This is a genomic window from Cognatishimia sp. 1_MG-2023 (assembly GCF_030548175.1).
Classification (GTDB): Bacteria; Pseudomonadota; Alphaproteobacteria; order Rhodobacterales; family Rhodobacteraceae; genus Cognatishimia.
Genome location: NZ_JAUORX010000003.1, coordinates 315739 through 334528 on the forward strand (window position 1 = coordinate 315739; position 18790 = coordinate 334528).

General features: G+C 55.5%; 17 protein-coding genes, 1 tRNA gene and 1 pseudogene. 10 read left to right on the plus strand and 9 right to left on the minus strand.

Annotated elements, in window-relative coordinates; all coding sequences use genetic code 11:
* From Q4544_RS06890 to Q4544_RS06910, 5 genes are read left to right on the plus strand one after another with little or no spacing between them, the layout of a single operon-like run.
* Positions 1–780: an ABC transporter ATP-binding protein gene (locus Q4544_RS06890; protein ID WP_303504762.1), complete on the plus strand. Its 780-nt coding sequence runs from the start codon at positions 1–3 to the stop codon at positions 778–780.
* The gene (locus tag Q4544_RS06895; RefSeq protein WP_303504763.1) at positions 773–1708 is read left to right on the plus strand and encodes an ABC transporter permease; all 936 of its coding nucleotides are present in this window, start codon (positions 773–775) and stop codon (positions 1706–1708) included. The genes Q4544_RS06890 and Q4544_RS06895 overlap by 8 nt, the downstream gene beginning before the upstream one ends.
* On the plus strand, positions 1705–2550 hold the full coding sequence (locus Q4544_RS06900) for an ABC transporter permease (RefSeq protein ID WP_303504764.1): 846 nt from the start codon (positions 1705–1707) through the stop codon (positions 2548–2550). The genes Q4544_RS06895 and Q4544_RS06900 overlap by 4 nt, the downstream gene beginning before the upstream one ends.
* A 49-nt stretch (positions 2551–2599) precedes the next feature.
* A complete protein-coding gene (locus tag Q4544_RS06905; RefSeq protein ID WP_303504765.1) occupies positions 2600–3589 on the plus strand; it encodes an ABC transporter substrate-binding protein in 990 nt (329 codons plus the stop codon).
* Between the two features lie 60 nt (positions 3590–3649).
* Positions 3650–3937 carry a DUF1330 domain-containing protein gene (locus Q4544_RS06910; protein WP_303504766.1) on the plus strand — a complete coding sequence of 96 codons (288 nt, stop codon included), beginning with the start codon at positions 3650–3652 and terminating at the stop codon, positions 3935–3937.
* A 5-nt stretch (positions 3938–3942) separates the two neighbouring features.
* Here Q4544_RS06910 and Q4544_RS06915 read toward each other — a convergent pair whose 3' ends face one another.
* Complete coding sequence (locus tag Q4544_RS06915; protein WP_303504767.1) at positions 3943–4164, minus strand: GDCCVxC domain-containing (seleno)protein; 222 nt, start codon at positions 4162–4164, stop codon at positions 3943–3945.
* A gap of 122 nt (positions 4165–4286) precedes the next feature.
* Here Q4544_RS06915 and Q4544_RS06920 point away from each other — a divergent pair, with 122 nt between their 5' ends.
* Complete coding sequence (locus Q4544_RS06920) at positions 4287–5672, plus strand: FAD-binding oxidoreductase (RefSeq protein ID WP_303504768.1); 1386 nt, start codon at positions 4287–4289, stop codon at positions 5670–5672.
* Positions 5673–5713: 41 nt separating this feature from the next.
* Here Q4544_RS06920 and Q4544_RS06925 read toward each other — a convergent pair.
* A tRNA-Gly gene (locus Q4544_RS06925) sits at positions 5714–5787 on the minus strand.
* A 208-nt stretch (positions 5788–5995) separates the two neighbouring features.
* Between Q4544_RS06925 and Q4544_RS06930 the strand changes: the two genes are divergently transcribed.
* The 4 genes and pseudogenes from Q4544_RS06930 (at position 5996) to Q4544_RS06945 (ending at position 12197) form a co-directional block, all read left to right on the plus strand.
* Positions 5996–7795, plus strand: a complete 1800-nt coding sequence (locus tag Q4544_RS06930; RefSeq protein ID WP_303504769.1) for an ABC transporter transmembrane domain-containing protein — start codon at positions 5996–5998, stop codon at positions 7793–7795.
* Between the two features lie 189 nt (positions 7796–7984).
* Entirely contained in the window at positions 7985–9871 is a 1887-nt protein-coding gene (locus Q4544_RS06935) for an acyl-CoA synthetase (RefSeq protein ID WP_303504770.1), read from the plus strand.
* A gap of 198 nt (positions 9872–10069) precedes the next feature.
* Positions 10070–11556 (plus strand): annotated as a pseudogene (glpK, locus tag Q4544_RS06940) (glycerol kinase GlpK).
* 122 nt (positions 11557–11678) lie between these two features.
* Positions 11679–12197 (plus strand): alkylphosphonate utilization protein, encoded by a 519-nt coding sequence (locus Q4544_RS06945; protein WP_303504771.1) that lies wholly within the window; start codon positions 11679–11681, stop codon positions 12195–12197.
* Between the two features lie 7 nt (positions 12198–12204).
* Here Q4544_RS06945 and Q4544_RS06950 read toward each other — a convergent pair whose 3' ends face one another.
* The 7 genes from Q4544_RS06950 to Q4544_RS06980 form a co-directional block, all read right to left on the minus strand.
* Complete coding sequence (locus Q4544_RS06950; protein WP_303504772.1) at positions 12205–12348, minus strand: hypothetical protein; 144 nt, start codon at positions 12346–12348, stop codon at positions 12205–12207.
* A 430-nt stretch (positions 12349–12778) separates the two neighbouring features.
* Positions 12779–13228, minus strand: a complete 450-nt coding sequence (dtd, locus tag Q4544_RS06955) for a D-aminoacyl-tRNA deacylase (protein ID WP_303504773.1) — start codon at positions 13226–13228, stop codon at positions 12779–12781.
* A 21-nt stretch (positions 13229–13249) separates the two neighbouring features.
* A complete protein-coding gene (locus Q4544_RS06960) occupies positions 13250–14365 on the minus strand; it encodes a TFIIB-type zinc finger domain-containing protein (RefSeq protein WP_303504774.1) in 1116 nt (371 codons plus the stop codon).
* Positions 14366–14403: 38 nt separating this feature from the next.
* Positions 14404–15510 carry an SPFH domain-containing protein gene (locus tag Q4544_RS06965; RefSeq protein WP_303504775.1) on the minus strand — a complete coding sequence of 369 codons (1107 nt, stop codon included), beginning with the start codon at positions 15508–15510 and terminating at the stop codon, positions 14404–14406.
* Positions 15511–15526: 16 nt separating this feature from the next.
* Positions 15527–16468: a DUF2927 domain-containing protein gene (locus tag Q4544_RS06970; RefSeq protein WP_303504776.1), complete on the minus strand. Its 942-nt coding sequence runs from the start codon at positions 16466–16468 to the stop codon at positions 15527–15529.
* Positions 16469–17668 (minus strand): toxic anion resistance protein, encoded by a 1200-nt coding sequence (locus tag Q4544_RS06975; protein WP_303504777.1) that lies wholly within the window; start codon positions 17666–17668, stop codon positions 16469–16471.
* Positions 17669–17693: 25 nt separating this feature from the next.
* Positions 17694–18575, minus strand: coding sequence for a 5-bromo-4-chloroindolyl phosphate hydrolysis family protein (locus tag Q4544_RS06980; protein ID WP_303504778.1), 882 nt, complete (start codon positions 18573–18575; stop codon positions 17694–17696).
* Positions 18576–18790 lie beyond the last annotated feature (215 nt).

Genomic DNA, 18790 nt, shown 5'->3' on the forward strand with positions numbered 1-18790 from the left:
ATGACCGACGCAGTGATCCGCGCGACCAATCTGTCGCTGACTTTTGAAACCAATGACGGCCCAGTGCATGCGTTGAAAGACGTGTCTCTGGACATCAACAAAGGCGAATTCGTCAGCTTTATCGGCCCGTCAGGCTGCGGCAAAACCACGTTTTTGCGCTGTATGGCAGATTTAGAACATCCAACTGGGGGCGAGATCACGGTTAACGGCGTCTCTGCCGAAGAGGCCCGCAAAGCCCGTGCTTATGGCTATGTCTTCCAGCACGCGGGCCTTTATCCGTGGCGGACCATTGGCCGCAATGTAAAGCTACCGCTAGAGATCATGGGCTTTGACAAAGCCGAGCAAACAGAGCGGATGAACCGCGTGTTAGAGCTGGTGGATTTGGCAGGGTTTGAGAACAAGTTCCCATGGCAACTGTCTGGCGGTATGCAACAGCGGGCCAGTATCGCGCGGGCTTTGGCCTTTGACGCTGATATTTTGCTGATGGACGAGCCCTTTGGGGCGCTGGATGAAATCGTACGGGACCATTTGAACGAGCAATTGCTTAGGCTTTGGGCGCGTACCAATAAAACCATTGGTTTTGTGACCCACTCCATTCCCGAAGCGGTCTATCTGTCGACCAAAATCGTTGTGATGTCCCCCAGACCGGGCCGTATTTCGGATGTGATCGAAAGCACATTGCCCACAGAACGCCCACTAGAAATTCGGGACTCTCCAGAGTTTCTGGAAATAGCCCATCGGGTACGCGAAGGTCTAAGGGCAGGGCATTCTTATGACTAAGACACTTCCTGCAGTTTTGGCGGTTTTGTTTGGCCTTGTCGTCATCTGGTTCTTGGCGGTGGCGCCTATGAACATCCGCGTGGCACTGGATGTAGCCGACCGCGCGGGCGAAACGGTGGTCCCGGTGAAATCACTGGATCGCCGCGATACATCTGTCTGGGTGCTCATGGCGAACAATGCGGCCTTTGTCGCTGATGGTTATAACCTGAAACGCCCACGCCTTCCGACGCCAACGCAGGTGGGGCAAGAGCTTTGGAAATCCACCGGCGCGATGGTTCTAAAGGGGCGGACATGGTCCAAACGTTCATTGATTTTCCATGGCTGGGTCACGCTACGCTCAACGCTTTGGGGCTTTTTTCTGGGCACAACAACCGGCATCCTGTTGGCTGTCGCCATTGTCTATTCCCGTGCGGCAGAGATGTCGTTGATGCCTTGGGCTGTCATTTCACAAGCGGTACCGATTGTGGCCCTTGCGCCCATGATCATCGTCTTATCCTCGCAAATTGGCGTGGAGGGCAGGGGATTTCCCAAGGCTGTCATATCCGCCTATCTTTGTTTCTTCCCGGTCTTAGTGGGCATGGTCAAAGGCCTACGCTCGCCAACATCCGAACAGCTTGATCTGCTCAAAACCTACAGCAGCTCTGGCATGCAGGGGTTTCTTAAACTGCACGTTCCCGCGTCGATCCCATATCTATTCACATCGCTCAAAGTGGGCATCGCAGCAGCGCTAGTCGGTGCCATCGTGGGCGAACTGCCAACCGGGGCGATCAGTGGCCTAGGCGCGCGCATCTTGATTGGCGATCAATTCGGCACGCCGCTGGCGATCTGGTCCGCTCTCTTTGCCGCGGCCATTCTGGCGGGCGCATTGGTCACGCTCTTGGATCGCACGCAGGCGATTGTGCTTCGTAAAATGGGGATGCGCGCATGAATTGGCTCATCCTAGCAGGCGTTTTTTGGGCAGCTGCCTTTATCACCAACATCGTCTTGGCAAATTCGCGGTGGTCCCACACCACGCTTGTTCGCCTGACAATTCCCGTGTTGTTCGGCGTCACGATCCTCGTGATTTGGGAGGCCTTGGTGCATGCCTTTGGCATTTCCGCAGCCATTCTGCCCGCGCCATCAGATGTTGGTGCAACCTTTATGAATTCCACCGATATGCTGTGGGAAGATTTCCGCCAAACGGTTCTAAAAGGCGCCTTGCGCGGCTATGTTATCGGTGCAGTCGCCGCATTGGTCACGGCGGTTCTGATTGATCGTTCGCCTTTCCTAACGCAGGGGCTTTTGCCCATCGGTAACTTTGTCGCCGCATTGCCCATCGTTGGGGTTGCGCCGATCCTTGTCAGTTGGTTCGGGTTTGACTGGCATTCCAAGGCCGCCGTTGTTGTGATCATGGTGTTCTTTCCAATCTTGGTGAACACCGTCCAAGGCCTGCGCGAAGCCGATGCAATGCAGCGCGATTTGATGAAAACTTATGCATCTAGCTATATGCAAACGCTGATAAAATTGCGTTTTCCAGCGGCCTTACCTTTTGTCTTTAACGGGTTGAAAATCGCGGCCACACTGGCGTTGATCGGCGCGATTGTTGCGGAATACTTTGGCTCCCCGACACGCGGCATGGGCTTTCGGATTTCGACCGGCGTTGGCAGCCTATCCATTGATCTGGTTTGGGCCGAAATCGCCGTCGCGGCAATGGCCGGCACCGCCTTTTACGGCGTGGTCGCATGGATTGAAAAGAAGGTGACCTATTGGCACCCATCCCAGCGAGGATGAGCAGATAAAAAACGAATTAAAACCAAAACGTTCAACAAGGAGAAGACCAATGAAACTTACATCGCTAATCGGAGCCTCAGCTCTGGCGATGGCCGCCACAACCGCTATGGCAGCCGATGAGGTAACACTCCAACTGAAATGGGTCACGCAAGCACAGTTTGCGGGCTATTACGTAGCACTTGAAAACGGGTTTTACGCGGACGAAGACCTAGACGTCACCGTTCTTCCGGGCGGCCCAGACATCGCGCCAACCCAAGTCATCGCCGGCGGCGGTGCTGACGTTGTCGTTGAATGGATGCCAGCCGCATTGGCCGCGCGCGAAAAGGGCCTACCATTGGTCAATATCGCGCAACCATTTGCATCCTCTGGCATGATGCTGACCTGCTGGAATGACGTGGGCATCACGGATCCTAAATCCCTTGCAAATCGTACGCTGGGTGTCTGGTTCTTTGGTAACGAATTCCCATTCATGAGCTGGATGTCGTCGCTTGGTCTGGACACAGACGGGGCCGATGAAACCGGCGTCGAAGTGCTGAAACAAGGCTTCAACGTTGATCCACTTCTGCAACGTCAGGCCGATTGTATTTCGACAATGACCTACAACGAGTATTGGCAGGTTATCGATGCTGGCGTTAGCCCAGACGAGTTGATCACCTTCAAATACGAAGACCAAGGTGTCGCGACACTCGAAGACGGTCTTTATGTCCTCGAAGACAACCTATCTGACCCGGCCTTCACCGAAAAAATGGAACGCTTTGTCAAAGCTTCCATGCGCGGTTGGAAATGGGCCGAAGAAAACCCAGAAGACGCGGCTATGATCGTTCTGGACTATGATGAAACCGGCGCACAGACCGAGGGTCATCAGGTACGCATGATGGGCGAAATCGCTAAACTGACGGCTGGCTCAAACGGCGCGCTAGATGCGGCGTCATACGAGCGTACCGTTCAAACGCTTCTGGCCGGTGGTTCTGATCCAGTGATCAGCAAAGCACCAGAAGGCGCTTGGACAAGTGCCATCACGGACAAAGCGTTGAATTAATCAGACCAAACAATAGGGCGGGTGTTTCGGCACCCGCCCTTATTTCGCAAAGGACACAGCATGCCCAAGGCCTATTGGATCGCCCACGTCACCGTCACCGATCCCGCGCAATATCAACTTTACGCCCAAGCCTCGGCCGCGCCTTTTGCAGAATACGGTGCCAAAATTCTAGCGCGCGGCGGCACGTATCAGGCGCTAGAAGGCGCTGATCATCCGCGCAATGTGGTGATTGAATTTCCATCCTTACAACATGCGCTCGACTGCTATCACTCAGACGCCTACCAAGCCGCGCGTGCCTTACGCGAAAACGCGGGCATTCCAAATATCACAATCGTCGAAGGCGTTTAATCAGCCTAGCCGCAACAGGACTTGCCCTCTTGGATAGGCGGGCAGGGCACAGTGGCAAAGGAACAATAAACACAACAATCGCCCTCAAGCGGCTTTAGAACCTCACCACATGATTTGCATTCATAAAACCATTGGCACGCATCGGTGGGCATGGTCTCGGTCTCGACATGCTGGCATTTGGGGCATGTCAAAGTCGATTGCAAAACCACTGGTGTTTGTTCAGCCATTATAGATCCTTCCTTTAGGCATCAAATTATGGCGACCCCTCGCATATGACCAGCCAATAATATGCCCTTGCGCTTTGCCCGTCAAAAGTCATGATCGCCAAAAGGTTAAGGAAGGGGAGCCCATGACCGCTGACCAAAACGCCGCTGCCATCACCGCGCTGAAATCACTACTTGGCGATCGGCTGTCAACGGGCCAATCCATCCGCGAAACCCATAGTCATGACGAGGCATATAGCACACCTGTTTTGCCTGACGCCGTGGCCTTTCCGCAATCCACAGCCGAAGTGTCAGAGATCATGAAAATCTGCCACCAGCATAAATGTCCAGTCGTAGCATATGGTGTTGGCAGCTCTCTCGAAGGGCACGTTGTTCCGATTAAAGGCGGCATCAGTCTGAACATGATGCAGATGAACAAGGTGCTGGAAATCCACACTGATGACCTGGACGCCGTAGTACAACCGGGTGTGACACGGACAGAGCTAAACACAGCCCTGCGTGACACCGGTCTGATGTTCACCGTTGATCCCGGCGCAGATGCCACCATGGGCGGCATGGCCGCAACCCGCGCCTCAGGCACCAACTCTGTCCGCTACGGCACCATGCGCGAAAATGTTCTGGCACTAGAGGTCGTCACAGCGGACGGCACCATCATCCGCACCGGCAGCCGCGCGCGCAAGTCTTCGGCGGGCTATGATTTGACCCACATGTTCATCGGTTCCGAGGGCACGCTTGGTATTATCACCGAACTCACCGTTCGATTGTTTGGCCAGCCCGAAAGCATATCTGCTGCCACATGTGTGTTCGAAGACATCGACAATGCCGTAAATAGCGTGATCATGGCGATCCAAATCGGCCTGCCCATGGCAAGGATCGAATTGGTGGACGAAGTACAGATCAAAGCGATCAACGCCTATAACGATGACTTCGACCTACCAGAAAAACCGCATCTCTTCTTAGAATTTCATGGCTCCCCCGCAGGTGTTGCCGAACAGGTCGAAACCTTCAAAGACATCGCCGAAGACCTTGGCGCATCTGAATTCCAATGGGCCACCAAGACCGAAGACCGCACGCGTCTTTGGGCCGCACGCCACAGCGCCTATTACGCGGCCAAAGCCCTGCGCAAAGGGGCCTCTGGTGTAGTCACAGATTGCTGTGTCCCCATTTCAGCCCTCGCCGAATGCATCGCAGAGGCCAAAGCCAAAATTGCCGATTCTGATCTATTGTCACCAGTGGTCGGCCACGTCGGGGATGGCAACTTTCACCTGCAAATCTTGGTTGACCCAAACAATACCGATGAAGTGCAACGCGCCAAGGCCGTCGCCTCACACCTCAATCACCTTGCGCTGAAACACGGCGGGACAGTCACGGGCGAGCACGGGGTCGGTACGGGTAAATTACCTTACATGCAGGCCGAACATGGCGAGGCTTATACCGTCATGGCCACCCTGAAACGCGCCATGGATCCAGACAACATCCTGAACCCGGGCAAAATCGTCGCACTCAACTAGCGCGGCGGTTTTCTCAGTAATTTCAAAGAGTAGGGAAGTTTTGGAGCGGGTAGCGGGAATCGAACCCGCGCCTTAAGCTTGGAAGGCTCTTATGATACCATTTCACCATACCCGCTCACGTTCGCATTAGTTATTTCAGCGACAAAACAACGTCAAGTGGCCATCCAACAATTATGCATCGAACTTATGCATCTCTTGTCCAAGAGGTTTTGCCACCAAATATGCTAACCCGTGGCATCTGCGACCCTTGACCAATCCGGGCAGGGGGGCCAGTAAAGCCCAAACGGCCCCAGTTTTGGACCAATACCGGCAACGAGGACACTATGGCGCGCACTCCAACACCAGTCAAAAGCGACGAAGACCGCGCGAAATCCAAGAATATCCGCGCTCTGCGCGCACTTGCTCCTTTCCTGCGCCCATACCGCGCTTTGGCGGTCATGGCGCTTGTCGCGCTTGTGCTGACAGCGAGCGTATCCTTGATCATGCCTATCGCCGCGCGCCGGGTCGTGGATAACTTCCGCGTTGCCGAAGATGCCTTGTTAAACCAGTATTTCCTGTCTGCCTTCGGAATCGCCGGGCTTTTGGCCATCGGCACCGCATTCCGCTACATGCTTGTCACCAAGCTGGGTGAAAACGTCGTCGCTGACATCCGCAAAGCTGTCTTTGACCGCATCATCGGGATGAGCCCATCCTTCTTTGAAAACATCATGACCGGCGAGGTCTTATCGCGGATCACCACCGACACCACTTTGATTCTGTCTGTGATCGGCAGCTCAATCTCTATCGCGCTACGCAACCTGCTGATCTTTATCGGCGGTCTGGCCTTGATGCTGTTCACCTCTGCCAAACTCGCAGGCTTGGTTCTGTTGATTGTACCCATGGTGGTCGTGCCAATTCTGGTGCTTGGCCGTCGCCTGCGTGGCCTCAGCCGTGAAAACCAAGACTGGATCGCGCAATCATCTGGCAACGCCTCCGAGGCGCTCCTTTCCGTACAAACCGTGCAGGCCTTCACCCACGAAGACCAAAACCGTCAGGTCTTTGCCGATGTTACGGACCTGTCCCTTAAATCCGCCAAACGCCGCATCAACACCCGTGCCTTGATGACCAGCATCGTGATCTTTCTGATCTTCTCCGGCGTGGTTGGCGTTTTGTGGATTGGTGCCAACGATGTGCGCAGCGGTATCATGACCCCCGGTGCGCTGATCCAATTCGTAATCTACGCGATCATGACCGCCGGCTCCGTCGCAGCGCTGTCTGAAATCTGGGGTGAACTGCAACGCGCAGCAGGGGCCACTGAACGTCTTGTTGAACTCTTACAAGCCGAAGACACCGTTACTGATCCAGCGGCCCCAAAACTGCTACCGCAGCCCGTGCGCGGCGAGATCACCTTTAACAACGTTAACTTCAACTACCCAGCGCGCCCAGATATCCCAGCGCTCGAAGAGGTGTCACTTACCATCAAGCCCGGCGAAACAGTCGCGCTCGTGGGACCATCCGGTGCAGGCAAAACCACGATCATCCAAATGATCCAGCGCTTCTATGATCCGGTCACTGGCCAAATCAGCCTAGACGGCGTGCCTCTCACAGAAACCGCCCGCACGCATTTCCGCAAATCCCTTGCGCTTGTTCCCCAAGACCCAGTGATCTTCGCGGATACCGCTCTTGAAAACATCCGCTTTGGTCGCCCCGAAGCCACCGACGCCGAAGTCCACGCCGCCGCAAAAGCCGCCGCTGCCCATGACTTCATCGAAAAATTGCCCGAAGGCTACAACAGCTACGTTGGCGAACGCGGCGTAATGCTGTCCGGTGGTCAAAAGCAACGCATCGCCATCGCTCGCGCCATCCTACGCGACGCGCCGGTGCTGCTGCTGGACGAAGCCACCAGCGCGCTAGACGCCGAAAGCGAACGCCTGGTTCAACAGGCGGTGGATGAACTTGCCCAAACCCGCACCACAATTATCGTGGCGCACCGCCTAGCAACCGTGAAAAAAGCGGACCGTATCGTTGTGATGGATCAAGGCCGCATCGTCGCCCAAGGCCGCCACGATTCCCTCGTTGCCGAAGGCGGGCTTTACGCCAAACTGGCGCGCCTTCAGTTCACCGATGGCATGGCTGCAGAATAATTCCTCTCCCATAAAGTGCAAAAAAGCTTGTGTTTGCTGTCGTGTGACAAAACACTGGGGCGAATAGCATTTGGACGTAACGTCGGATCGCTAGGTGACCCGGGGTGAGTCTTGCCGCACAACCAAAACAAAGGCTGTCTAAGGCTGGTCCGTATTTCTACGGGTGGGGTGAAAAGGGAGGATTACAATATGAGCTTCGCGTCAGTTGATGACCGCAATGCCATCGATGCAGAAATGTCTTGGGAAGACCGCGATACCGCGGCCACGATGTACGAGTTTTTAACACGCACGCGCGACCGTTTCCCGGATCGTCCGGCCTCCAGCTATCAACTGACGTCTGGCCCAAAGGACAAGTCCGAAACGCTGACATGGTCACAACTGCACAGCCAATCGGTGCAGGCTGCCAATCTATTCCGTAGCCTTGGTGTGCAAGAAACCGATTCCGTTGCCTATATCCTGCCCAATGCTCATGAAACGCTGGTCACCCTGATGGGCGGCATGATCGCGGGCATCGCGAACCCGATTAACCCCTTGCTAGAACCCGAACAGATCGCCTCGATCCTGCGCGAAACCGGGGCCAAGGTTGTTGTCACACTCAAGGCCTTTCCAAAAACGGACGTGCCCCAAAAGGTGGCCGAAGCTGTGCGTCACGCGCCCAATGTGAATACCGTGCTAGAGGTCGATCTGCTGCGGTATCTCAGCCCACCCAAAAGCTGGATCGTGCCATTTATCCGCCCAAAAATCACGGGCGAGCATCACGCGGATGTGCTGGATTTCAGCAAAGAAATGGCCAAGCAAAACACCACGCTGGACTTCCCCGACAGCAACGGCGACCGCGTCGGCGCCTACTTCCACACCGGTGGCACAACTGGCATGCCCAAGGTCGCACAACACCGCTACGATGGCATGATCTACAATGGCTGGATCGGCGATCGGCTACTCTTCACCGAACAAGACAACATCATGTGCCCACTGCCGTTGTTCCACGTATTCGCGGTTCAGGTGATTATGATGTCCGCCATCGCATCCGGCGCGCATGTGGTCTTTCCAACCCCTCAGGGTTATCGCGGCGAGGGGGTCTTTGATAACTTCTGGAAACTCATCGAACGCTGGAAAATCACCTTTATCATCACCGTGCCAACCGCCGTGTCCGCGCTGATGCAGCGCCCCGTCGATGCCGATATTTCCTCTGTCGAGGTGGCGTTCTCTGGCTCGGCTCCCATGCCGATGGAGCTTTTCAAGCGCTTTGAATCCGCCTCTGACATCAAAATCGTCGAAGGGTATGGCCTGACCGAATGCACCTGCCTTGTGTCTTGCAACCCACCAGCGGGCGAAAAGCGTGTCGGCTCGGTCGGTATCCCGTTCCCGCACACAGATGTGCGCATCATCAAATCCACGCCAGATGGCCAAATCGAATGCGCCACAGACGAAGTCGGCGAAATCTGCGTGTCCAACCCCGGCGTCTATGTGGGCCACACCTATACAGAGACCGAGAAAAACGCAGATTTGTATTATGCCGATAAATACCTGCGCACCGGCGACCTAGGGCGCTTAGATGCCGAAGGATACCTTTGGATCACAGGCCGCGCCAAAGACCTGATCATTCGCGGCGGCCACAACATTGATCCGGCCGAAATCGAAGAAGCCTTGATGCTTCACCCAGCCGTCGCCATGGCAGGGGCAATCGGCCAACCCGATGCGCATTCTGGCGAAATCCCATGTGCCTATGTCGAACTGGTCGCAGAAGCCGCAGTCACCACCGAAGAGCTGATCGCGCATTGCAAAACCCATGTCCACGAACGCGCAGCCCATCCCAAACATATCGAGATTTTGGAAGAGCTGCCCAAGACGGCCGTTGGCAAAGTGTTCAAACCCGACCTGCGCAAATCCGCCATTGCCCGGATTTACAACGCCGCTTTGGAAAAAGCGGAAAACCCGGCGCGTGTCGGCCAGGTTGTGGATGACAAAAAGCGCGGCTTGGTCGCGCAGGTCATTCAAAACGGTTCAAGTGAACAAGACGTTACAAAGGTGCTCGGGGCCTACACACGCCCTTGGGAATGGCTCGAACAAGAGTAAAACCACAGAAAATCACAAAAACCCCGGCATTGTCCGGGGTTCTTTTTGCATTCACCTCTTTTCAAACGCGCATGTTCGCGCTAACGATCTGCCAACTGATCGTGGGGAGGACGGTCGGCGGCCCACCGCATTCGACTTGCCTCACCCAAAATCTCAGGCATTCTGTGACCAACGCAGGCAGATAGGGTGAAAGACAGCATGACGTATATTCTGGCCATCGACCAAGGCACCACTTCGACGCGCGCAATCCTCTTTGATGGCGAGATGAAAATCATCGACAGCGCCCAAGAGGAATTCACCCAACATTTCCCGCAATCCGGCTGGGTTGAACACGATCCGATGGACCTGTGGAACACCACGCTATCGACCTGCAACGACGTCATGGCAAAGGTCGGCATTACCGCCGTGGACATCACAGCAATCGGCATCACCAATCAGCGCGAAACCACCGTTGTCTGGGATCGCCAAACCGGTGAACCCGTCCACAACGCCATCGTCTGGCAAGACCGCCGCACCGCCGACATCTGCCGCATCCTGAAATCCGAAGGCAACGAAGAACTGGTCACCGCAACCACAGGCCTGCTGCTTGACCCGTATTTCTCTTCGACCAAAGTGAAATGGATCCTCGACCACAACGAAGGCCTGCACGCCCGCGCGCGCCTTGGCCAACTGGCCTTTGGCACCGTGGACAGCTGGATTATCTGGAACCTGACCGGCGGCAAACGCCACGTCACAGACGCCACCAACGCTGCCCGCACCATGCTCTATGACATCCACAAGGGCAAATGGAGCAGCCGCATCTGCTCGCTTCTGGACATCCCACAAGCCATGCTGCCAGAGGTGCTAGACTGCGCCGCTGACTTTGGCACAACAGAGGCCACATCTTTGGCGCCGAAGTGCCCGTCATGGGCGTCGCTGGCGACCAACAGGCCGCGACCCTGGGCAACGCCTGCTTTGAGCCAGGCATGATGAAATCCACCTACGGCACAGGCTGCTTTGCGCTGCTGAACACAGGCGACACGCCGGTTGCCTCGAAAAACCGCCTGCTAACCACCATCGGTTATCAACTTGACGGCAAACCAACCTACGCTCTCGAAGGCGCGATCTTTATCGCGGGCGCTGTGGTGCAATGGCTGCGCGACGGGCTTGGCATCATTGACGACGCCAAAGAAACGCAGGCTCTAGCCGAAAACGCCGACAAAGGACAGGACCTGATCCTCGTACCCGCTTTCACTGGCCTCGGCGCACCATATTGGGCGCCAGACTGCCGCGGCGCAATCTATGGCCTGACCCGTGGCTCAGGCCCCGCAGAATTCGCACGTGCCGCCCTTGAAAGCGTTGGCTTTCAAACCCGCGACTTACTCGAAGCCATGCGCGGCGACGTTGGCGAAGCCGTTCAAACCCAAGTTCTGCGCGTAGACGGCGGCATGACCGCCAGCGATTGGGCGATGCAATTCCTCGCCGATATCATCGGCGCACCGGTGGATCGCCCAGAGGTTCTAGAAAGCACCGCATTGGGCGTCGCATGGCTCGCTGGTATGCGCGCCGGGGTCTACCCAAACCAAGAAGAATTCGCAGCCAAATGGGCGCTTGAACGAAAGTTCGAACCCAAAATGCAAGAACCCTTCCGCGAAGACAAATACGCCGCTTGGAAACGCGCAGTCGACGCCACATTGGCGGTCTAATGACAGGGCAGGGCGGCGGCTGAACAGAGGCAAGCCTCTGACCACCCGCCGCCCCGCAGTTCCGCCTAGACGCGCCCGCGAATTGCCCTCATAAGCGAGCCATTCTTTGGGAAGGACCCTCCATGGCCTGCGCTCTATGCTCATCCGACACATCCGTCACCGATTACACCGTTTCACCTCGCACCGATGTGGTTTCCCTCTGCGACACATGCCTTTCTGCCGCCCAAGGCAGCATCACCGACGCCCCACATTGGAATTGTTTGAACGACGCCATCTGGTCCACAGATGCCGCCACTCAAGTTCTGGCATACCGTCTGCTAAAATCCTTGCCCGAGGCCCCATGGGCACGTGACTTGCTGGACATTGCGTATCTGGAGCCCGAAAACTTAGAATGGGCAGAGGCTGGTATTTCTGACGAACCAGCCGTCATTCACCGTGACAGCAACGGCGTCGTTCTGTCTGCCGGTGACAGCGTTGTTTTGATCAAAGACCTCCCTGTAAAAGGTGCAGGCTTTACGGCAAAACGCGGCACACCGGTACGCAACATTTCTTTGGTGCATGACAACGAAGAGCACATCGAAGGCCGCGTCGAAAGTCAGCGGATCGTCATTCTAACGAAGTTCGTGAAAAAGACCGGCTAGGGGCGTTTTACGCCCTGATGGGGATTGACGAGACGGCGTGCAAATGTGGCCCGCCGTCACCGCCGTCACCGCCGTCACCGCCGTCACCGCCGTCACCGCCGTCACCGCCGTCACCGCCGTCACCGCCGTCACTGGCTTGCGAATGGCTCATTGCTCTCTACGTACGCAAACATCGCTTTCCGTCACATGCTAACTCAGCCAGGGCACGAGAACAGCCTGTGCCCCGCACGAACTGCGCTAGGCCCAAAGCACCCACTGCCATCACCGCCGGTCCACAAATGGCACGATCCTAAGCTTCCCGAAAATCTATCGCCAACGATGCAAGCATAAATTTTCGCCTGCAAATTCTGGCTGCGTTAACCAGATTCGGACGTATGTATGATCATTGTATTAACCCTTTTCTCGAATCGTACGTTTCAAACCGCGAAACGTACGAATTTCACATTTACAGATCGTAACATCGGCTCACCTTGTGGACCTCGCCGCGCAACACCACGATCTGTAGACAAAATAGGCGCGCAAACCTTTTCAAACGGTAAACAAGCGGCCAAAAAATGCAGGGTTAATGCAGCGAACTGCGCCTATTTCCACTGATCCGTATCAATCCAAATGGTCACAGGACCGTCGTTAATTAACGAAACCTTCATATCTGCGCCGAAAATACCCTTGGCAACCGGTACACCCGTATCAGCCATGGATTTGGCGAAGTATTCGTAGAACGCATTGCCCTCATCAGCGCCACAAGCTGTTGAAAAGCCGGGACGATTTCCGCTGCGCGTATCCGCAGCCAAGGTGAACTGGCTCACCACCAAAGCACTGCCACCAATATCCAAAACGGATTTGTTCATCTTGCCATTCTCATCCGTAAAAATCCGCATCTTGCTGATTTTGCTGGATAATCTATCGGCGTCTGCCTCGGTATCACCCTTCATCGCGCAGATCAGGATCAACAGACCTTGTTCGATTTCACCCGTAACTGTCCCATCTACCCGAACCGCCGCCTCGGACACCCGTTGCACCAATGCACGCATTTTAAGATAACCTTTTGATATTTATTGATTTTGCGCGATGATATAACCCACCGCTGCCGCCACAATGGCCCCTATGATCACAGCGAATGTAATCTTCCAAGCGGACCAAGGTCGCTCTCCCTGAACACGCCCAGTGCGCCCGTTCACGACAAACCGATAGGTTTTTCCGCGATATTTATAGGCCGCCATCCACACAGGCAGCAGGATGTGCTTGAAGGTCACATCAGACACTAAGGTGTTGATATCATGTACTCTTTGTCGATCACCGCCGATGTCAAATTTCACATCCCGCAATATCACCCGATCCATATGCTGGCGCGCCTCAACGAACCCCTCTTCAAGCTCTACCGCGTAACCTTCGGCCCGAAAACCTGCAAGGAATTCAGGGCGATAGGGTTCCAATGCCGATAAATCCCACGGCTCAAGCGCCTGGGTGAAACGTTTTGGTAAGCTTTTGGATGCTAGAACAAGAACATCATCAAAGAATCGCGCAACTCTTCCTGAAACATTGCGCCACCGTACTTTGGTCACGCGCTCCTGCACCTGTTTTCCGTCACGGTTCACAGTGCGTGTTTCATGATATTCGGTGCCCCGCTCGCCGCGATAGGCGGATTCTGTTTGGGCATCAAAGGTCCAATAGGGCACATAGATGCCGTCCATCTTGCGCCCCTTGCGCGCGTATTCTTGCAAACCATTGGGCGCAAACCACAATTTGCCCAACCATTGGCTCATCGCTTTGTTCGCAGCGCGTTCATCCAATGCAAAGGGCAGCACGCCCTTGGGCTTGATATGACGGTGCTTGCCTGTATCCGCCACCACGGGTGTCGCACAAAACGGGCAATCTTGCGCGTGGTTTACCTCGTCAAATTCAACCTGAGCGGCGCAATTCGGGCAGACAGAAACGCGGATTTCCTCGATCTCTTGCGCGGGCAGTAAGTTGTTGATCGCGCTTTTAAAATCCAACTCGTTGATGGACCCAGCCCAAGGGCCCATGCCCTCCATCGGGGCATGGTGGCCGCAATGATCACACACCAATTCTGACGCATCAGGCGCAAAACGATAGTCCGCCCCACATTGATCACACGGAAAGCGATGCGCGCTTTGCGGCGCGGCTGGTGGGGCGGGCATGTTGGTCATGTCATCTCGGATAATCGTGGATGTTCAATATGTTAGGTTTAGGCGCCTGGCGGAGGGGGTGGCGGCATTACCGTAAACAACTGTGCCAATTCCTGCACATCCTGCGCTGTTTTCCAGCCGTCTTGGCCAGCCGTCCAAACATAGGTTTCGCGTTTCAGCGATCCGTCAGCGACCATCTGGCCAAGCCGTGCTTTGGAAAACGGGCCAGTCGTTTTGCCGTTTTCCGCAATGTGCCACACATGTTCAACCGGCGGAGGCGGCGGGGCAGGTTGCGCCGCATGCTGAGCCGGTGCTCCACCCGCCGCGCCCATCAATCCCTGCGCCATCTGCAGGCCCATAGAGGCGCCAAGGCCCATGCCCATCGCATCACCTGCGCCACCACCATTGCCCACGGCTTCGGCGGCTTTCCATTTCATGTGGTCATTCAGGTTGCCCGCAATTCCACGGGATGTCCGATCATCCAACGCCTGTTCAACAGCTGGTGGTAAGCTGATGTTTTCAATGTAAAGTTCCGGGATCGACAGGCCATATTGCTGGATCACGGGATCAATCGCCTCGGCAACGATCTTGCCAAAATCAGCTGTGTTGGCCGCCATGTCCAATACCGGAATGCCAGAGCCCGCGATCACACGCGAGAATTCTTGCACAATGATATTGCGGATCTGAAAACTGATTTCATCCATGGTGAATTCACCATCGGTGCCAACAATCTCTGTCAGGAACCGGGCCGGGTCAGAGACACGCGTTGAATAGGTGCCGTAAGAGCGTAGGCGCACTGGGCCAAACTCTGGATCACGCGCCATGATTGGATTTTTGGTGCCCCATTTCAGATCGTTAAACCGCGTTGTGTTGACGAAATAGATTTCGGATTTGAAGGGGCTTTTAAAGCCGTGATCCCAATGGTTTAGCGTCGTTAGGATCGGCATATTGTTGGTCTCTAGCATATAGAGACCCGGGGTGAACACATCGGCCAATTGCCCCTCGTGGACAAACACAGCGGCTTGCCCTTCGCGCACGGTCAGTTTGGCGCCGTATTTGATCTCGTGGCCTTCGCGTTCAAACCGCCAGACCATCGTGTCCCGTGTGTCATCGACCCAGTGGATCACATCGATGAATTCACCTTTGAGGAAGTCGAAAATACCCATGTGAGGCTCCTGATACTTACAAAGTTTGGCCCAGCTCTTGGCGGGCAATAATACGGACGATGGGGCGGGCTACGTCGGCGGTCATGCCGATGGTGAGCCGCGGATCATATAGCATACGCAATAGGGCCTCGTCATGGTTTGTGAGCAAGGCGAATTCATCGTCGTCGTTAAAGATAGAAGGGCGCGCATCTGGGCTGTCGTTCACAAGGCCCATCCCTTGGGCAAGCTCTTCGTGAAAGCAGGCTTTGCGCAATAGGTCCGGATGTTCAGCACGCACAATCGCCACGGCGGATAGAATACGTGGGACCACAGAATCCGAATGGCTAACCACAACCAAGCAATGCATGTCGCGTGGTAGGTTCTGCAGCAACGCCCGATTGGCCGCCGTTAGGTTCGGCAAGAGTTGCGAAAACCGTGTGCCCATAGCCGCGCGGTCATCTTCGCCCACGACTAGAACGTGGAAATTGCTGCGGTTTTTAGCTGTTACCACCGGATGACCCGTGACGCGGGCCAGACGATTGGCGAATGCGGCAACTGTGGCGCTGTCTTTGCTGCGTTGTGTGGTGGGTACGCTTGGCCCAAACTCAACTTTCATCCGGACGGGGGTGTCCCACCGCGCCAATAGCCGTGCTTCGCCGTTACTGGATTGCAGACGCGTGCCAATGCGATGCTCGTCATAAAAGGCGATGCGTTCAAAGTTACGCGCCAACATGTCAGCGGTAAAAGGCGTATCCGGGCCACCGCCATCGCGGCGCATCAGGCCCTGAACAAGTAGATCGTTTTGCAAGTTAGCGTAATAGGTGCGGATTGCATTGCTTTGCTGGCTTGGCGCCGGGGGGAGTGGCAGGGCGACGGGCGTCGGGGCAACCGCAGGGGCCGCGCTATCGGGCACAGCCAATTCGCAGGCGCTTAAAATGCCTGCTGTCAAAGTTGCAAAAAGTGCCCGACGCCCAATCACTTATTCGTTGCCTGCAGCCGTTCCGATGGAATGACCCAGACCCGTTGCCTTGGATTTCGCAGCGGCCAAAGTATCGCGTAGATCAGTTTCCATTTGCTTCAAATCAGCCTCTGCTGCGGCGCGTTTCGCCTTGCCTTCGTCAGCAATCTGCAAGCTTTCTTCGATGGTGCCGATCAGGTCCGCATTTGCTTGTTTGACGGCTTCGATGTCAAACACACCACGCTCCATTTCTTCGCGGATCATCTTGTTGGACTCGCGCAGATTGGCTGCATTTGATGTTAGCAATTCGTTGGTTAGGTCGTTCGCATCGCGTACCGCTGCGGCTGCCTCGGCAGAGCGTTGGATCGTCACAGCTTGCGCCAATTGGGTTTCCCAAAGCGGTACAGTGTTTACCAACGTTGAGTTGATCTTTGTCACCAGCGACTTGTCGTTTTCCTGAACCAACCGGATCGAGGGCAGGGACTGCATGGTCACCTGGCGGGTCAGTTTTAGGTCGTGCACGCGGCGCTCAAGGTCATCACGCGCAGAACGCAGGTCGCGCAGCTCTTGCGCTTTCATAACCTGATCGGCTTCTGGTGCGGCCTTCACTTCAGCTTCTTTTGCTGGAATGTCTTTGGCGTCGATCTCTTCGATTTTCGCCTCGCCCGCTGCGATGTACAGCGCCAGCTCGTCGTAGAAATCCAAGGTCTTTTCATAAAGGACGTCGAGCGATTTGATGTCTTTCATCAAAGTGTGCTCGTGATCCAGCAGATTGTCCGTGACCTTGTCGATCTGGCTTTGCACCTCTTCGAACTTCGCTGTGAACTTTGCAAAGGGCGCGGCCTTGCCAAACAGTTTCTCCCAGAAGCTACGCTTGCGGCGCACGTCTAGCTCGGAAACAGAGAAACCGCGGATCGTAGTAACAATGCTACGCAGGCTGTCACCGGCTGGGCCAACGTCTTTGTTGCGTACGCCTTGCAGCATGGATTGGCTGATTTCTTGCAACTCCGCCTGAGCCGACGAGCCAAAGGATACGATCGAATTCGTATCTGTCATATCCAATTCAGCCATGCGCTTGGTGATTTCGGCACTTGTCGGTGCGTCAGCATCCGCAAGTGGCACAATGGCCGTGGATTCAGTTGGTTCTGGCAGAACTACAGCGTTGATCGCATCGACCTCGGCCAGTGCTGCTTCGGCTTTTTGACGTACAGTGTCAGACATTTAATTCCCCTCGCGTTTTAAGGCGTTATGCATCGTTCCGGATGCCTTCGCGCTGCAGTCTTTCGCGCAGCACGTCGATTTCAACAGACAGATCGCTGTTGTCGTTTTCCAGCAGCTTACGTGTCCGGGCTGCGAAATTCTGTTCTAGATCGTCCAGCAGGGCGGCATATCCTTCGCGCGCCTCTGCGGATTGATTGCGGCTATAGACGTCGGCGAATTTCACCGTCGCGTCACGCGCGCCCTTTAGATAGACTGATAGGTATTTCCGCGCAGAGGTCAGATCACGTGGATCGTCCTCGATGGTGCGGAACAAATCCCGTGCGGTGACTTCGAATTGCGCCACGCGACGCTCCATATTGCGGTCGCCCGCGCGTTTGATCGCGTCAGCCATGCCCGCAAGGTGCTTTTCGGCTTCATCAACCGCACGCGCTACACGGTCTGTTTGAAAGGTGTCGATCCCCTCGGCACCCTTGTCACGCATTGGGTCCAAGCCAAAGGCGAGGCTATGAATAACCGTGCCAAGCACCAAAAACACAATGGCTTCGACCATGCCAAACCCGGCAATCCCTGCAACAGCCAACCCAACACCGGTCAGGAGTGATCCCGCAAGCTTACGCGGCATAGCAGGGCGGCGCGCAACTTTACGAGCCTCATAAGCCTCTTGTGCAAGAATGCCTTCACGCGTGAGCCAAGCTGCCAGTATCAACAGCCCGAGCGCCAAAAGATACTGCGCCATGACCAATGGCTCGGATGTAAATGCTTTCCAAATCAAGGGCAGGGGCGTCAGGAATAGCGCATTTACCCGCCCACCAGCACGGCTGCGTTTGGCGTTTAGAAACGGACCGGGCTTTGTGCCAGATTGCGCGTTTTCGTCAGGGCTATATTTGCCACCAAATTTCTGAGCCATCATGCGCCTCCTGCGACAGAGACGTAGAGCATCAATATGACAAGCAAAACAAATGCTAGTTTTTGCAAACCCGTGTCGGACATGAATTTGGTTTCCCCGCTAACCCTGCCAGAAATCTAAGAAGTTTCGCGCCAACTTGCTAGGGGGAACAATCCCCAAGCGACATCACGCCGAAAGATGGCCTAAAAAGCGAAACGCCCGCGGCAAGCGCGGGC

Coding starts and splice junctions, on each gene's coding strand:
- Q4544_RS06890 (WP_303504762.1), top strand. CDS start 1: ATGACCGACGCAGTGATCCGCGCGACCAATCTGTCGCTGACTTTTGAA.
- Q4544_RS06895 (WP_303504763.1), top strand. CDS start 773: ATGACTAAGACACTTCCTGCAGTTTTGGCGGTTTTGTTTGGCCTTGTC.
- Q4544_RS06900 (WP_303504764.1), top strand. CDS start 1,705: ATGAATTGGCTCATCCTAGCAGGCGTTTTTTGGGCAGCTGCCTTTATC.
- Q4544_RS06905 (WP_303504765.1), top strand. CDS start 2,600: ATGAAACTTACATCGCTAATCGGAGCCTCAGCTCTGGCGATGGCCGCC.
- Q4544_RS06910 (WP_303504766.1), top strand. CDS start 3,650: ATGCCCAAGGCCTATTGGATCGCCCACGTCACCGTCACCGATCCCGCG.
- Q4544_RS06915 (WP_303504767.1), bottom strand. CDS start 4,164: ATGGCTGAACAAACACCAGTGGTTTTGCAATCGACTTTGACATGCCCC.
- Q4544_RS06920 (WP_303504768.1), top strand. CDS start 4,287: ATGACCGCTGACCAAAACGCCGCTGCCATCACCGCGCTGAAATCACTA.
- Q4544_RS06930 (WP_303504769.1), top strand. CDS start 5,996: ATGGCGCGCACTCCAACACCAGTCAAAAGCGACGAAGACCGCGCGAAA.
- Q4544_RS06935 (WP_303504770.1), top strand. CDS start 7,985: ATGAGCTTCGCGTCAGTTGATGACCGCAATGCCATCGATGCAGAAATG.
- Q4544_RS06945 (WP_303504771.1), top strand. CDS start 11,679: ATGGCCTGCGCTCTATGCTCATCCGACACATCCGTCACCGATTACACC.
- Q4544_RS06950 (WP_303504772.1), bottom strand. CDS start 12,348: ATGAGCCATTCGCAAGCCAGTGACGGCGGTGACGGCGGTGACGGCGGT.
- dtd (WP_303504773.1), bottom strand. CDS start 13,228: ATGCGTGCATTGGTGCAACGGGTGTCCGAGGCGGCGGTTCGGGTAGAT.
- Q4544_RS06960 (WP_303504774.1), bottom strand. CDS start 14,365: ATGACCAACATGCCCGCCCCACCAGCCGCGCCGCAAAGCGCGCATCGC.
- Q4544_RS06965 (WP_303504775.1), bottom strand. CDS start 15,510: ATGGGTATTTTCGACTTCCTCAAAGGTGAATTCATCGATGTGATCCAC.
- Q4544_RS06975 (WP_303504777.1), bottom strand. CDS start 17,668: ATGTCTGACACTGTACGTCAAAAAGCCGAAGCAGCACTGGCCGAGGTC.
- Q4544_RS06980 (WP_303504778.1), bottom strand. CDS start 18,575: ATGGCTCAGAAATTTGGTGGCAAATATAGCCCTGACGAAAACGCGCAA.